A 17908-nucleotide genomic window follows, 5' to 3' on the forward strand; every position below is an offset into this window, starting at 1 on the left:
TATTAATTAGATACACTTAAACGTTCAATAAGCTCAAGCTATGAAAAAAAAGCCAAGCTCGCTGCGGTCATCGGTTCCTGCAAATTTTACTGAAGACGTAATTTCTCCTGCTGATACAACTACCATTGTGAAAAAAACAAACGGCAAGGCAAAAAAAACATCGCCGAAAAATGCTGAGTTTTCTGATGAGCTTGATAACCGGGAATTACTTAAAATATTATCCGAGGTAAGACAGGGAAATTTCAGTGTACGCATGCCTATTGACAAAATTGGCTTAAGCGGAAAATTATGCGATACACTTAATGAAATATTTTCTTTAAATGAAGCTTTGGTAGAAGAGCTAACCCAGGCAAGGCATACGATAGGTAAACAAGGGCACCTCAATCATAGGGTTTCTTTACCAAGATATGCAAAAGGGTCCTGGGCTACCAGCGTTGATTCTATTAATAGTCTTATTTCTGACCTGGTACACCCCACCATTGAAATAGCTCATGTAATCAGCTCGGTGGCGAAGGGAAATCTGTCACAGCAAATGCCTTTAAAAATTGGTGATCACCTGTTGCAGGGTGAGTTTGCCAATATTGCTGCGGAGGTGAATGACATGGTAAAGCAATTGAATTTGTTTTCCATGGAGGTAACCCGTGTGGCACGTGAAGTAGGTAGTGAAGGTAAACTGGGTGGACAAGCTAAAGTAAAGGGTGTCGCAGGTGTATGGAAAGATCTGACAGACTCCGTAAACCAGATGGCAGGTAATCTTACCGCGCAGGTAAGAAATATTGCCGAGGTAACTACAGCGGTGGCCAAAGGTGACTTACGTAAAAAAATCACGGTGGACGTACAAGGCGAAATCCTTGAATTAAAAAATACCATCAATACGATGGTGGACCAACTGAACTCTTTCTCCTCCGAGGTAACCCGTGTGGCACGTGAAGTAGGTACTGATGGTAAATTGGGCGGCCAGGCAGAAGTGCAGGGTGTTGCCGGTACCTGGAAAGACTTAACGGATTCCGTAAACCAAATGGCATCCAACCTTACCGGCCAGGTAAGAAACATTGCGGAAGTAACCACTGCCGTGGCGAGAGGTGACTTGTCAAGAAAGATCACCGTGGATGTAAAAGGTGAAATTCTTGAGCTGAAGAATACAATCAATACGATGGTGGACCAGCTCAACTCGTTTTCAGTGGAAGTAACCCGTGTGGCAAGGGAAGTGGGTAGTGAAGGAAAGTTGGGCGGACAGGCTACAGTAAAGGGTGTGGGTGGTACCTGGAAAGACCTGACCGATTCGGTAAACCAGATGGCGGGTAATCTTACCGCACAGGTAAGAAATATTGCCGAAGTAACTACTGCGGTGGCAAAAGGTGACTTGTCGAGGAAGATTACGGTGGATGTAAAAGGTGAGATCCTCGAGTTAAAAGTAACCATCAATACGATGGTGGACCAGTTGAACTCATTTGCATCCGAGGTAACCCGTGTGGCATTGGAAGTAGGAACGGAAGGTAAACTCGGCGGCCAGGCAAAAGTGCAGGATGTGGGTGGTACCTGGAAAGACTTAACAGAGTCTGTAAACCAAATGGCATCCAACCTTACAGCTCAGGTGCGTAACATCGCCGATGTAACAACAGCTGTGGCAACCGGTGACCTTTCGAAAAAAATTACGGTAAATGTGGCGGGTGAGATCCTCGAATTGAAGAATACAATCAATACGATGGTGGACCAGCTGAACTCCTTTGCATCAGAGGTAACCCGTGTGGCACTGGAAGTAGGTACGGAGGGCAAATTGGGCGGCCAGGCGAAAGTGCAGGGTGTGGGCGGCACCTGGAAAGACTTGACCGATTCCGTAAACCAGATGGGGTCCAATCTTACGGCACAGGTAAGAAACATTGCCGAAGTAACAACAGCGGTGGCAAAAGGTGATCTATCAAGAAAGATCACCGTGGATGTAAAGGGTGAAATTCTTGAGTTGAAGAATACCATCAATACCATGGTGGACCAGTTGAACTCATTTGGTTCCGAGGTATTCCGTGTTGCCCGTGAAGTAGGTTCCGAAGGTAAATTAGGTGGACAGGCTGATGTACCGGGTGTAGAAGGTCTCTGGAAAGACTTGACCGATTCCGTAAATAAGATGGCATCAAACCTCACTTCACAAGTAAGAAATATCGCCGAGGTAACGACAGCCGTGGCGAACGGTGACTTGTCACGCAAAATTGAAGTGGATGTAAAGGGTGAGATCCTTGAATTAAAGAATACGATCAACACGATGGTGGAACAGCTTCGTGCCTTTGCATCTGAAGTAACCCGTGTGGCCCGTGAAGTAGGTACGGAAGGTAAGCTCGGCGGACAGGCTAATGTACCGGGTGTAGGTGGAACCTGGAAAGACTTGACAGACTCAGTAAATCAAATGGCCGGTAACCTTACCGCACAGGTGCGTAATATCGCCGATGTGGCGATCGCCGTGGCCAATGGTGATATGTCAAGGAAGATCACCGTGGATGTAAGAGGAGAAATTCTCCAGTTGAAAGAAACATTGAACACCATGGTGGACCAGCTTCGTGCCTTTGCTTCCGAGGTTACCCGTGTGGCCCGTGAAGTAGGTACGGATGGTAAGTTGGGTGGGCAGGCGTTCGTACCCGGTGTCGCTGGTACATGGAAAGATTTGACAGACTCCGTAAACCAAATGACCGGTAACCTTACCGGCCAGGTAAGAAATATTGCCGAGGTGACAAAAGCGGTGGCCTCCGGTGACTTAACGAAGAAAGTAACCATCGACGTAAAAGGTGAAATCTTCGAATTGAAAAATACCATCAACACGATGGTGGACCAGTTAAACTCCTTCGCATTCGAGGTAACCCGTGTGGCCCGTGAAGTGGGAACGGAAGGTAAGCTCGGTGGACAAGCGGAAGTACAGGGTGTTGCCGGCACCTGGAAGGATTTGACTGACTCCGTAAACATGATGGCTTCCAACCTTACCAACCAGGTAAGAGGTATCGCCAAAGTGGTAACAGCAGTTGCTACGGGTAATCTGAAACAAAAATTATCGATTGTTTCCCGTGGTGAGGTAGCCCAGCTGATTGATACGATCAATGAAATGATTGATACCCTCGCTCTGTTTGCCGACCAGGTAACCAATGTGGCCCGCGAGGTGGGTGTAGAAGGGAGATTGGGTGGCCAGGCTTCGGTGCCAGGCGCATCCGGTATCTGGAAAAACCTGACCGAAAACGTAAACCAATTAGCAGAAAACCTGACAACCCAGGTGAGGGCTATTTCGGAAGTGGCATCAGCTGTAACCAAAGGTGATCTTACCCAGATGATCCGCGTAGAGGCAAAAGGTGAAGTAGAAGAGCTGAAAGACACGATCAATCAAATGATCGCCAACCTGAAACAAACTACCCTGCGTAACCAGGAGCAAGACTGGCTGAAATCCAACCTTGCCAAGTTTACACAAATGCTGCAGGGACAAAAGGATCTGAATACAGTAACACGGCGTATCCTTTCAGAGCTGGCACAGGTGGTAAATGCGCAGAAAGGAATGTTCTACATATTGGAACAGGATGATAATTCAAAAGAATCCAAGCTAAAATTATTTGCGGCTTATGCCTACGGAGATGAAGTAAAAACATCCAAAGAGTTTTCACTGGGTGAAGGCCTGGTGGGACAATGCGCATTGGAAAAACAACGTATCCTGCTTTCCAATGTTCCTAAAAATTATATCAAAATTGGTTCTGGCCTGGGTAAGGCCTCCCCTGTTAATCTGGTCGTGTTGCCGGTGCTTTTTGAAAAGGAAATCAAAGCGGTAATTGAACTGGCTTCATTTGACAATTTTACCGATATACACCTCGATGTATTAAGTCAGCTCACCGAAAGTATCGGGATCGTGTTGAATACGATTGAATCGAATACCCGTACAGAAAGCCTGCTGGTGCAGTCACAATCACTGGCGGATGAGTTAAGAAGAACAAACGAAGAACTACAGGATAAAGCACACCTGCTGGTAAAACAAAAAGAAGAAGTGGAGGCCAAAAATAAAGAGGTGGAAGAAGCAAGGCTGTCCCTGGAAGAAAAAGCAGAGCAGTTACAGATCACATCAAAATATAAATCCGAGTTTTTGGCCAACATGTCGCATGAGTTAAGAACGCCATTAAACTCATTGCTGATCCTTGCGCAACAACTCTATGAAAACCATGATGGCAACCTGAATGAAAAACAGGTAAGCTATGCTAAAACCATTCACAGTTGCGGCGATGATCTTATTCAACTAATCAATGATATTCTCGATCTTTCCAAGATTGAATCAGGTTACATCTCAACAGATTTCGGAAGCCTGCCCTTTCACGAAATCACCACTTTTGTCGAGACAACATTCAAACATATTTCTGAAAATAAAAATCTCCGGTTTAGTATTGACCTTGATGAAAAACTTCCGGCCAGTATGGAAACGGATGCACAACGCCTTAACCAGATCCTCAAAAACCTGTTATCGAATGCGTTCAAGTTTACGGAGAAAGGAGAAGTCAGGCTTAATATCTATGAAGCCAGGCACAATTGGCGCCAGGCTAATCCAAACCTGGAAGCAGCCAAACGGGTTGTTGCCTTTGAGATCAGGGACACAGGCATTGGTATCTCAAAAGATAAACAGAATATCATCTTCGAAGCATTCCAGCAAGCCGAAGGTTCTACGAGCCGAAAGTATGGAGGTACAGGTTTAGGACTTTCCATCAGCCGTGGTCTGGCCGACCTGTTAGGAGGTTCAATTGAACTGCAAAGTGAAGCAGGACATGGCAGCACCTTTACACTCTTCCTCCCGATAGATTACAACCCGGTGATAACGAAGAAGGAAAAACAAAGTACGCTGCAGCCAGGTGTTTACAAATTAGCCGAAGGTTCAGAATCAAATGTTGCCTTGCAATCTGTTCCTACCATTAAGGTAAATGAGACAAAGGACCTGGAAGCACTCAATGAGATCATCAACGAGATGGGTGATGACCGGAATAATATTGTCAGCGGTGATAAAGTTGTACTGGTCATTGAAGATGATGTTCGCTTTGGAAAGATTATGATCGAAAAAGCGCATGAGTTGAACCTGCGTGTAGTAGTTGCCACCAATTTTGCCAGTGTGTTTGACCTGGTTAATAAGTACAATCCTATTGCTGTAACGCTGGATGTAAAACTACCAGATGCAAGCGGATGGCGTGTTCTCGACCTGTTTAAAAATGATATCAACTTCAGGCACATTCCTATTCACCTCATTTCGGGTGAAGAAAACCGCCTGCTCGCCATGCAAAGAGGCGCCAGGAGTTTTCAATTGAAGCCATTAACCAATGCTGCCCTGAATGAACTATTTGCAGACATTATACATTACAACGATGTGACGCAAAAGAAACTGCTGATCATTGAAGACAATGAACTGGATTCATCACAGGTGGCAAAAATACTGGAGAACGGTGATGTGATCAGGATTGAAATTGTGTGTTCGGGACTGCAAGGATTGGAATTAATAAAGAAAAACGACTACGATTGTGTAATAGTTGATTATATGCTGCCCGACATTGGCGGCCTGGAACTGATCACTGAAATAAGTAACCTGCGAAAGACATTGACAACGCCGATACTTATTTATTCTGCCAGGGATTTTTCACCGAAAGAAAAAACACAACTTAAACAATATGCCAACCGCATTTTGCTGAAAGATGTTACTTCGCTTGATTTGTTATTGGAAGAAACAGTCATGTTGCTCCATATCGATCACAAAGACCTTTTACCGGAAAAAAGAAAGCTGATAGAAAATTTGCGCTCAAAGAACGATGTTCTTACGAATAAAAAAGTATTGGTAGTAGATGATGATGTTCGTAATTTGTTTGCATTAACCACAGCTTTTGAAAAGTATAATATCAACACGATAACAGCTGAAAGTGGTAAAGAGGCAATGAATATCCTCGAGGAGAATCATAACATTGATATTGTGTTAATGGATATCATGATGCCGGAGATGGATGGCTATGAAACCACCCAAAAGATCAGGCGGGAGCACAAGAATACCACCTTACCGATCATTGCTGTTACAGCAAAAGCCATGAAAGGCGACAGGGAAAAATGTATTGAGGCTGGTGCGTCTGATTATATAACCAAACCTGTAAAAATTGATCAGCTATTGTCGCTTATGAGAGTGTGGTTATATAAATAAGAATTGAATGAAGCCAAACAACTCACAATACCCTCTTTCCAAATCGGAGATCAAGATTCTTGTTGTGGATGACAGGGCAGATAACCTTTTTTCCATAGAAGCCATATTGGAAAAGGACAACTATACGGTTGTAAAGGCAAATTCAGGAAGAGCGGCGTTGAAAATTTTATTGACCCAGCATGACTTCTCATTGATTTTAATGGACGTGCAGATGCCGGACCTCAACGGATTTGAAACAGCTGCCATTATCTACGAAAGAGATAAGCTAAGGGATATACCCATCATCTTCATCACTGCGCACAATTATGACGAGGAAATTATCTTTAAAGGTTATAAAACCGGGGGGGTGGATTATATTTATAAACCTATCAACCCCGATATGCTGCGGGTTAAGGTTGGTGTATTCGTTGAACTGTATCGAAAAAATTTACAGCTTCTTCAACATGAAAAAAAATTATTAGCAGCCAACCGCACATTGCAAAAAGAAATAGAAGAAAGGAAAGCATCAGAAGAAAAAGTACGGCTTTTAAATGAACAATTGACACAAAACAATGCACATCTTAAAGCGGTAAATGAGGAGCTTGATCAATTTGCCTATGTAGCCTCGCATGATTTGCAGGAGCCGCTTAGAAAAATACAGGTCTTCAGCGACAAAATATTATCGAACATAAGCCACGATGAAGAAACCCAGAAATATTTCAAAAAAATCATCAGCTCGTCCAAAAGGATGCAGTCACTAATCAATGACCTGCTTAGTTTTTCAAGACATTCAGTTAATCCTTCTGATTTTAAGAAAACTGATCTGAATGATTTGGTACATGAGGCAATGGGCGAACTGGAAATAGAAATAGAAAAAACAAATGCCCGGATCTATGTTCAAAAATTACCGGTAATCAGGGTCATTCCTAATCTGATGCAACAACTATTTTACAACCTGATCGGTAACGCCATCAAGTTCAGAAAAAAGAATGTTCCGCCGGTTGTGACTATTTCGGCAACAAAAATGACCCCGGTTGAAGTAGGTGATTATACCAATACACCAGCGGACGCCGATTATTATAAAATTTCTGTCAGCGATAACGGGATTGGCTTTGACAACTCCTATGCCGACGAAATTTTCATGGTCTTTAAGCGATTGCACAGTTACCATGAATTTGAAGGAACAGGCGTAGGCCTTTCTATTTGTAAAAAAATTATAGAAAAACATAACGGTTTTATTAAAGCCGAAAGTGAAACGGATAAGGGAGCCACTTTTATTATTGGCCTTCCGGAAAAAAAAGTCGAGGCAGAACAGCCTGTCAATTCTTAAAAATATCCCTCCTCCCCTAAGGTCTGCAATAAACAAATATCTCCCTGATTTTGTTTATTGGCTGGATACCAAAGTGATTGGCCGACACCATATTTCACAAGAAGGTAAGGCATGATATTGGCTTATAAAAAGCAAAATAATCCAACCTATGATCATTAGATAACACTAATTCAATAAAGTTTTTATAAGCAATGAGAGCAGATCAAAGAAAAAGAAAGCAAACTGACCTCTTTGAAATGCTGCCACAGGCAATTTCTAAGTTCAAAAAAAATGTCATTGAGCCTTTTTTCACCGATACACGTAGTTCGAAAAATGCTAATGAGAGTCAACCGCTCCGTTCTGAAATATATACCGAAGAGCAGCTGGAACAATTGGCAAGAACGCTTGCTGCAAAACACTCCCTCATCACGCAGGAGCCATCTGAGCAGCTGTTAAAACGGCTCGCAGAAAACGAAAGTATTTTGTTAGAAGCTCATGCAGTGATCACTCAAACTGTAAAGCAAAATAACAGGATCGTTCCGGCAGCTGAATGGTTACTCGACAATTTTTATTTGATAGAGGAGCAGATCTATACCGCAAAAAAACATTTACCCAAAGGATATAGTAAAGGACTACCGCAATTAGCCAAGGGGATGTCTGCCGGGTTACCCCGTGTATACGATATTGCTGTAGAAATTATTTCCCATAGTGATGGCCATGTGAATCTCCAAAATCTTTCAAGTTTTGTAAAGGCTTATCAGACTATTACACCGCTGAAGCTAGGTGAGTTGTGGGCCATTCCAATCATGCTGCGACTGGCACTTCTTGAAAATCTCAGACGTTTGTCTATCCAGATATCCATCGATATTGCCAATAAAGCGACCGCAGAGCATTGGGCCGATCAACTGATCAACGTAGTAGAAAAAGATCCGAAGAACCTGGTATTGATTATTGCCGATATGGCAAGAGCCGATCTTTCCATGGACAGCTCTTTTGTAGCAGAACTAACAAGAAGGCTGCAGGAAAAAGGAAGCTCACTAACCTTAGCCATTAATTGGCTGGAGCAAACTTTATCAGAGCAAGGCGTGAGCAGCATGGAGCTAATCCATCATGAGAATCAAAAGCAGGCGGCTGACCAGGTTTCGATCAGCAACAGCATCAGCAGTCTTCGTTTTTTGGGAACGAGTGATTGGCGTGAATTTGTCGAATCAACCAGCCTTGTTGAATACACGCTCAGGCAAGATCCTTCTGGCATCTATCCAAAAATGGATTTCACAACGAGGGACCACTACCGGCATGTAGTAGAAAAGATTGCTAAATACAGCCATCTCTCAGAACAACAGGTAGCAAAAATTACCATAGACCTCGCAAGAGAAAGCCAGGAAAAAAATGGTGAACTGCGAACAACACATGTCGGCTATTATTTATATGGGGCTGCATTAAAACGAACGGAGAAACTGGCAAAAATGCGTGTTACCTATAAGGAAGGTGTACGCAAATTGGCAAGACATATTCCGCTGCTGATCTATGCCGGGTCAATACTTTTAATAACTGCATTATTATCCTGGATTATTTATTCAAAAATCAGTAAAGAAGGATTTGAAAAATGGTCCATTATTGCAATTACCGCAATAGGAATCATTGCGACCAGTCAGCTGGCTGTCGCAATCGTAAATTGGCTGTCCACCATTCTTACAAAACCATTTTTATTACCCCGGATGAATTTTTCCAAAGGAATTCCGGATGAGTATCGAAGTATGGTAGTGGTACCCACTATACTGACAAGCAGTGCTGGCATCGCAGACCTGATCGAACAGCTGGAGGTTCGCTTTTTGGCCAACAGGGATGCTAATCTCTCTTTTGCATTATTGACCGACTTTAAGGACTCTAACCAGGAAAAGATGGAAGAAGATGATATTTTATTACAATATGCTTCTTCAAAAATCATCGAGCTAAATAAAAAATATGACCGGCCTGGTAATGATACATTCTTTCTTTTTCACCGCCCCCGCTTATGGAATAAGCGGGAGAAAAAATGGATGGGATTTGAGCGTAAAAGAGGAAAGCTTGGTGATTTGAATACCCTGATACAAGACGGAGATAAGAGCCCATTTTCGCTTATTATTGGTGATGAAAATGTATACACTAAAGTTAAGTATGTAATAACGTTGGATACCGACACGCAACTACCCCGTGATTCGGCCTGGCAAATGGTAGCCACCATGGCTCACCCGTTAAACCATCCTGTTTATTCAACAAAGAAAAAAAGAATTACTGAAGGATATACCATTTTACAGCCCAGGGTATCGAATAGTTTAAATACAACGGGCAGTACTTTCTTTTCCAACATTCACGGTAATGAACCTGGTACCGACCCCTACACAAAAGCTACATCTGATGTATACCAGGATATGTTCCAGGAAGGCTCGTTCATAGGGAAAGGCATCTACGATGTTGAAGCTTTTGAAAGAACATTAAAAAACCGGTTTCCTTTAAACCGGATATTAAGCCATGATCTTTTAGAAGGCGCCTATGCAAGAGCGGGGTTGATAACAGATGTACAACTCTACGAAGAATACCCATCCTCTTACGTAATTGATGTTTATCGCCGCCATCGGTGGATAAGAGGTGATTGGCAAATAGCAAACTGGTTGTTTCCGTTTGTTTCGGGTGTCGGTAAAAAGATATATAGCAACCCCCTTACGCTACTTTCGAAATGGAAAATTTTCGATAATCTCCGCAGAAGCCTTGTCCCCATCGCCTTGTTACTATTATTACTGTTCGGCTGGATCTTTTCTGCCAATCCTCTCTTTTGGACAGCTATCGTCTTATCGGTCCTTTTCCTTCCTTCCATTATCAGCTTTGCCTGGCAATTGAGCCGAAAACCGGCTGACTCTGTTTTTGTTCAGCATTTTATTTATACCGTCCGGTCATTAAAAGACAGCTTAGCCCAGCATACAATTGATTTCATTTGTTTGCCTTTCGAGGCTTACAACAATGCAGATGCTATTTTAAGAACGATTTGGAGAATAATGATTTCCAGGAAAAACTTATTGCAATGGAATCCTTATTCGAATACCAGTTCGGGGCAAAAAACGGTTGGTGCATTATACAAGATCATGTGGTTTGCCCCGCTGTTGGCAATGGCTGTTTTTATTTATCTCGCCGTTTTCAACTCTGTTACACTTTTAAAAGTATTGCCGCTACTCATCCTTTGGTTTGCTTCTCCACTTGTAGCATGGTATATTAGCCTTCCTTATGAAAAGGAAAAAGTTGATATTTCCAAAGAGCAAACAATTTACCTGCGAACGCTGGCAAGAAAAATTTGGGCTTTCTTCGAAACCTTTGTAGGCGAACAGGACAACTGGCTCCCCCCCGACAATTACCAGGAGCAACCTGTTGAACGTATCGCTCATCGCACTTCTCCTACCAATATTGGTTTGTCGCTGCTGGCGAATCTCACAGCCTACGATTTCGGTTACGTAACAGCCGGTGAGTTAATAGAACTTACCAACAATACACTGACCACCATGCAACGAATGGAAAAGTATCGGGGGCACCTTTATAACTGGTACGATACACAAACATTATTGCCATTAGCCCCCCGATATATTTCAACCGTGGATAGTGGTAACCTGGTCGGGCACCTGATAACGCTGAAACAGGGTCTGCTTTCAATCGCTGACAAAAGAATAGTCAGTGACAATATGTTTGAAGGAATTATTGATGAGTTAAGAATTCTTTCAAAAAAAATCAAGGTTTCCTCCCTGCAAAAATTTCAAACCGATTTATCGAATAACTATCTTCAAAATATTGACAATCCTGAAAGCATAAAAAAATATCTCGATCAGCTCGAGGTATCATTGACCAGTATTTTTGTTGAACTTGATACCGATCCCGAAACAGAAGCCGACTGGTGGATACAAAAGATTTTTGCACATATTAAAAGTATAAAGAACGACCTGGGCATCTTCGTGCCCTGGCTGTATTTATCATCACCACCTGCCAGGTTCGAAGAGCTGATCCCTTCACTACCCGGCATTCCAACGCTTAATCAACTGGCGAAGATTGAGCAAATACTATTGCAAAAGATCAATGAACTTTTTTCATCAGCAAATACCGAAGAAGAAAATCGCTGGCTTACCAATTACAGGGCAGCCATTACCGAATCAGGCAGAAGAGCGAAAGGAATGCTGATTATGATCGAGCAGTTAGTATCGAAATGTGATCAGCTCTCCAATATCGACTATGACTTCCTGTATGACAGGTCACAACATTTACTTACAATTGGATATAATGCCGATGATCACCGAAAAGATAATAGCTACTATGATTTGCTCGCCTCCGAAGCAAGGCTCACCACTTTTGTCGCCATAGCACAAGGCAAACTGCCGCAACAAAGTTGGTTCGCATTAGGACGCCAGCTAACCAATATCGGCACCACACCAATACTTCTCTCATGGAGTGGCTCTATGTTCGAATACCTGATGCCGTTGCTTGTAATGCCCAATTATGAAAACACTTTACTGGATCAAACTACCAAAGCCGTTATTCAAAAACAGATTGAGTATGGCCGCAAACGCGGCGTACCCTGGGGCATTTCTGAATCCGGCTATAATATGGTAGACGCAAATCTCAATTATCAATATCATCCTTTTGGTGTTCCTGGTCTTGGCTTTAAAAGAGGATTGAGTGAAGACCTCGTAATATCTCCGTATTCGACCGTCATGGCTTTAATGGTAGCACCACAAGAAGCGTACGACAATTTGCAGGTATTAAAAAAAGAAGGCTTTGAAGGAAAGTTTGGTTTCTATGAAGCAGTGGATTATACATCGGGTCGCCTGTCCAGAAAGCAAAACAAATCGGTGATTAGTTCCTTTATGGCGCATCACCAGGGAATGAGTTTTCTATCGATCGCTAATTTCCTTTTGGCTCAACCCATGCAGCAGCGTTTTGAATCCGATGTACAGGTAAAGTCAGCTTTATTACTGCTGCAGGAAAGAATACCCCGTGTCACTACATTCTATTCACCAAGTGTACATGAAGCAGATACCAGCATCATCCCCGGTGGTAATGGATTTATGCGGGTGCTCGACACTCCTTTCACTCCAATTCCCGAAGTTCAATTACTGTCGAACGGCCGCTATCATGTGATGGTATCAAACTCCGGCGGCGGATATAGCCGTTGGAAAAATTTATCCCTGACGAGATGGCGCCAGGACAGTACTTGCGACAATTGGGGTACATTTTGTTTTATCAGGGATCTTGATAACAACTCATCGTGGTCCACAGCTTTTCAGCCTACGTTGAAAGAGGGTGACAACTATGAAGCTGTCTTTTCCCAGGGACGTGCCGAATTCAGGCGAAGAGATTTTGCACTGGAAACGCATACGGAAATTGTTGTATCGCCTGAGGATGATATAGAATTAAGAAGAGTACATATCACCAACCGGTCGAGAAAAAAAAGAACTATAGAAATTACCAGCTATGCAGAAGTAGTGCTGGCAGCAGCTATTGCAGACGAAATGCATCCGGCGTTCAGCAACCTGTTCATTCAAACAGAGATCAATGAACAACGCAATGCCATTACCTGCACACGCAGACCAAGATCCGAAGAAGAAAACAATCCGTGGATGTTTCACCTGATGAAAGCACATGATGTCGAAATCAAAAATGTGTCGTATGAAACAGACCGCGACCAATTTATCGGTCGTGGTAATTCTATACACGATCCAAAGATCATCAACCAATCTTCGCCCTTGTCAGGCAGTAGCGGGTCGGTATTAGATCCTGTTGTATCCATACAATATCGCATTGTGCTGGAACCGTATGAGTCAGCAACTATTGACATGATATTTGGAATTGCCGATACAAAAGAGCTTTGCACAACATTGATCGAAAAATACCAGGATCGTTATCTCATTAACCGTATACTTGAATTAGCCTGGACGCATAGCCAGGTAATACTAAGGCAAATAAATGCGAATGAATCGGATGCACAGCTTTACTCCCGTTTGGCAAGCTCCATCATCTATGCCAATGCATCGTTACGGACAGATCCCGGCATCATGCTGAAAAACACGAGAGGCCAATCTGGCCTCTGGAGCTCCTCCATCTCAGGCGATCTGCCCATCGTATTGCTGCAGATAGAAGACTCATCCAACATTGAATTGGTAAAACAATTAGTACAGGCACATGCTTATTGGCGATTAAAAGGCTTGTTGGTTGATCTTGTTATCTGGAACGAGGACCATGGAGGATACCGGCAAGTATTGCATAACGAAATACAAGCCCTGGTGACCCCGGGTATCGTGATAGATTCTAACCAACCCGGTGGAATTTTTATCCGCTCGGCTGATCAAATATCCAATGAGGATAGAATATTATTTCAAAGTGTAGCTCATGTTATCATCGCCGATAAACTGGGTTCATTGGAAGATCAGATTGCCGGTCGTACAAAATTGAAAACAACGGCACCTGCGTTTAGTCCAAGCAAATTCCCGTCGTCTCTTGACACAACACTTCCTGCCCCTGCCGATCTGCAATTTTTTAACGGGTATGGTGGTTTTTCAAAAGATGGTAAAGAATATGTGATAACAACCACAGCCACCCGATCTACTCCGGCTCCATGGATAAATATCCTGGCTAACCCGGATTTTGGAAGCATCATTTCAGAAAGCGGTCAATCCTATACCTGGATAGACAATGCCCATGAATTTCGCCTGACACCCTGGAACAACGATCCGGTCACCGACCTGAAAGGTGAAGCATTTTACATTCGTGATGAAGAAAGCGGTCGTTATTGGTCCCCTACTCCGCTGCCTTGCCGCGGCAAGTCGATTTATATTACCCGTCACGGTTTTGGCTATAGTATTTTTGAACACAGTGAAGATGGAATTGAAACATCTTTCTGCATTTATACAGACATTGCCGCTCCTATCAAATTCTTTGTCTTAAAAGTGCGAAATAGATCAGGAAGACTTCGTCGCCTATCGGTGACAGGTTATATTGAATGGGTATTGGGTGATCTTCGCTCCAGGTCATTGATGCATGTAATTACCGAGATGGACTTGCGTAGCGGCGCCATACTTGCCAGAAATTCTTATAATACAGAATTTGAACAACGTGTTGCCTTTTTTGATGTAGACGGCCTCAATAAATCATTTACTGGCGACCGGACAGAATTTATCGGAAGAAATGGAGCTATGAGCAGTCCTGAAGCTATGCACCGGACCAAACTTTCGGGTAAAACAGGTGCAGCTCTTGACCCTTGTGCCGCTATTCAAACAGCATTTGACATTGCAGATGATGAAGAGCATGAAGTTATTTTTAGGTTGGGGGCCGGTAAAAATATCAATGTTGCTCAAGCACTGATCAAAGATTTTGAAGGAAGAGGCGCTGCTCAAAAAGCATTGGGAAAAGTAAAGCAATATTGGGAAGAAACATTAACTGCTGTGCAGGTGCAAACTCCCGATGCAGCCACCAATATTTTAGCTAACGGGTGGCTAAATTATCAAACACAGGCTTGCCGCATTTGGGGCCGGAGTGGTTTTTACCAGTCAGGTGGTGCATTTGGATTCAGGGATCAATTGCAGGATGTGCTTTCACTAATGCATACAAAACCGGAATTCGCCAGGGAACAAATATTGGCAAGTGCTTCCCGGCAATTTAAAGAAGGTGATGTTCAGCATTGGTGGCACCCCCCATCCGGCCGCGGTGTAAGAACAACCTGCTCCGATGACTTTATGTGGCTGCCGCTGGTAACCAGCCGTTATATCATAACCACCGGCGATGAAAAATTGCTGGACGAACCCATCCATTTCCTGGAGGGTCGTCCATTGAACGAAGGAGAAGAATCCTACTATGATCTTCCCATCCGCTCGGATGAAACAGCGACACTCTACCAGCATTGTGTAAAGGCAATTGAACATGGATTCAGGTTTGGCGCCAATGGCCTGCCTTTGATCGGCTCAGGCGATTGGAATGATGGTATGGATAAAGTAGGGCAGCACGGAAAAGGCGAAAGTGTATGGCTTGCTTTCTTCTTTTATGATATCCTGGTTCGTTTTATTGAAGTCGCTAATTTGAAAAATGATATTGCCTTTGCAGATAAATGCCGAAGGCAGGCGGAACAACTAAAAAATAATATTCACCTGCATGCATGGGATGGCGAATGGTATCGCAGGGCTTATTTTGATGATGGCACCCCGCTGGGTTCGGTGATGAACGACGAATGCAAAATCGACTCCATTGCCCAAAGCTGGTCGGTGCTTTCCAAAGCAGGCGATCCTGTTCGATCATTAAAGGCCATGCAATCGGCCGATAGGCACCTGGTGCGAAAAGATGACCAGATCATCCAGCTTTTCAATCCGCCATTTGATAGATCAAAACTCAATCCCGGTTATATAAAAGGGTATGTGCCGGGGGTCCGGGAAAATGGTGGTCAATATACACATGCCGCTATTTGGCTGATTATGGCCTTCGCTAATCTTGGTGATAAAAAGAAAACCTGGGAATTATTGCAAATGGTAAATCCGATTAATCACGGAGCCGATCTTTCCTCTATTACACAATACAAAGTGGAACCCTATGTGATAGCAGCTGACGTATATGGAGTGAAAAGGCACAAGGGCCGTGGCGGGTGGACATGGTACACAGGTTCGGCGGGCTGGATGTATCAATTGATCATCGAATCTTTTATTGGCCTCAAAAGAAAGGGCAATTGCCTCAGCTTTGCTCCCTGCATTCCGGCAGACTGGGGCTCCGTCAGGATCAACTATCGATACCAGCAAACCATGTATAGTATTGAAATCATTCAATCGCAGGAAAAAACCAGTGGTTCAAAAATGGTAATTGATGGAGTGCCCCGGCAAGATCAGTCAATCCATCTGAAAAATGATGGCAATCCGCATGACATAAAAATATTCATCTAATAATAAGGAAGAAATTAAATAAGCTATTAGCGCATCCTAAGAAATGTATAGGATTGAAATTCGTAGGAAGATGTTTTTAAGAGGCTGGAATTTGAACTATCCTTTTTCTGGCGGGACTCGTAAAGGGAAAGAGGCTGCTTCTTATTTTGAATTTTATCTTTTATCGCCAGTTTATCCTGATTACCGGAACTTTCTTTTTTATCTTTTTGATATTGATGAAAAATTAACAGGTGTATCGCCAGCAACAAAATGACTTGCTTCATAGAAGTGATTTACTCATAGTAAATAAAGAAATAAACATGCCATTAGCATTGTGGCACATTTATTTAATTATTAACAAGGCCTACCAATTATACTTCATATTTTATGGAGTGATCTTAACCTGCTATACATATTTTTTAAAAAAATCATACTGTAATGGAGCAAAAAACTTGTCCCGGGTCAGGTAAGTGAACACTCCTGTTGAAAATAATAAAACTGAGGAAAAACCCGTGTGGAGAAGTTTACACAACCATGACTAGTTTTTTCCACGACTAAAGAAAAAAATTTAATGGTGCATTTCCTTATACTTCTTCGGTGTTACGGAAGTCAGCGATTTAAATATTTTGTTGAAGTTGGAAATATTATTAAACCCTGAGTCGAAGGCGATCTCGCGGATGGTCATTTCCTCATTCTCTATCATCAATTTTTTGGCATGGCTTATCCTGAACTCGTTTAAAAAATCGATAAAAGTTCTCTGTGTTCTTTTTTTAAAAAAACGGCAAAACGACTGAGGCGTCATGTTGCAATTTTTGGCTATATCTTCCAGGCTAATATCGTGACCGAAGTTTTGACTCACATATTGAAACACCGAATCGATCTTATGATTATCTATAGTATCATAGGTATTATGGTAACCAATGCTCGCCAGCAAGTCATATTCTCCACCTGAAGAAATTGTTTCCAATATCTGCAACAGGACGATAATGCGGTTCAAATCTTTTGCACCCAGCATTTCCCGCATCAAAGCCACAACTTTTTCATTAGTACCGTCATTTATCTTCAATCCCCTTTCTGCTTTGTGGTATAATTGTTTTAAATGCTGGGTCTCGTGAAGACTATAAAAGTTGCTTCCAAAAATATCTTTATTGAAGTATAAAACGATGGCCCTTGATCGCAGGTTAGGGTTTCCACGATGATAGATTTCATCACTATACCATACATGTGAAATATTAGAACCTAATAAAACAAGTTCACCAGGATTAAAAGCTGCAACGCTATCGCCTACAATTCTTTTTCCATGGCCTTCCTGGATATAGACCATCTCCAACTCTGGATGAAAATGGAAGGGAGTGTTGAAATAAGGGACATTCCTTTCAACAATTATGATTTGTTCGTGGGGTGAATGACCAATATGGGTAAAAACAGGTTTGATATTGCTACAATTGTTTATAAGCCCCAAACAATATTAATAAAATATCAGCATGTGGTAAAATAGAAGCATTTTGTACAGGAAAGAAAGTGGAATTT

The 17908-nt window shown here is 42.7% G+C and carries 5 protein-coding genes; 3 read left to right on the forward strand and 2 right to left on the reverse strand.

Annotated features, from left to right (window positions below):
- Positions 1–40: 40 nt before the first annotated feature.
- From P2W73_RS22240 to P2W73_RS22250, 3 genes are all read left to right on the forward strand, one after another.
- Complete coding sequence (locus P2W73_RS22240; protein WP_276504311.1) at positions 41–6178, forward strand: HAMP domain-containing protein; 6138 nt, start codon at positions 41–43, stop codon at positions 6176–6178.
- Positions 6179–6185: 7 nt separating this feature from the next.
- Complete coding sequence (locus P2W73_RS22245) at positions 6186–7487, forward strand: response regulator (RefSeq protein WP_276504312.1); 1302 nt, start codon at positions 6186–6188, stop codon at positions 7485–7487.
- Between the two features lie 191 nt (positions 7488–7678).
- Complete coding sequence (locus P2W73_RS22250) at positions 7679–16399, forward strand: glycoside hydrolase family 94 protein (RefSeq protein WP_276504313.1); 8721 nt, start codon at positions 7679–7681, stop codon at positions 16397–16399.
- Positions 16400–16425: 26 nt separating this feature from the next.
- On the opposite strand, the gene P2W73_RS22255 is transcribed toward P2W73_RS22250, so the two are convergent.
- Both P2W73_RS22255 and P2W73_RS22260 read right to left on the reverse strand, forming a co-directional pair.
- Entirely contained in the window at positions 16426–16662 is a 237-nt protein-coding gene (locus tag P2W73_RS22255; RefSeq protein ID WP_276504314.1) for a hypothetical protein, read from the reverse strand.
- Between the two features lie 284 nt (positions 16663–16946).
- The gene (locus P2W73_RS22260; RefSeq protein WP_276504315.1) at positions 16947–17840 is read right to left on the reverse strand and encodes an AraC family transcriptional regulator; all 894 of its coding nucleotides are present in this window, start codon (positions 17838–17840) and stop codon (positions 16947–16949) included.
- Between the last annotated feature and the right edge of the window lie 68 nt (positions 17841–17908).

The sequence above is a fragment of the Terrimonas pollutisoli genome (assembly GCF_029360765.1).
In the GTDB taxonomy this organism is placed as follows: Bacteria; Bacteroidota; Bacteroidia; order Chitinophagales; family Chitinophagaceae; genus Terrimonas_B; species Terrimonas_B pollutisoli.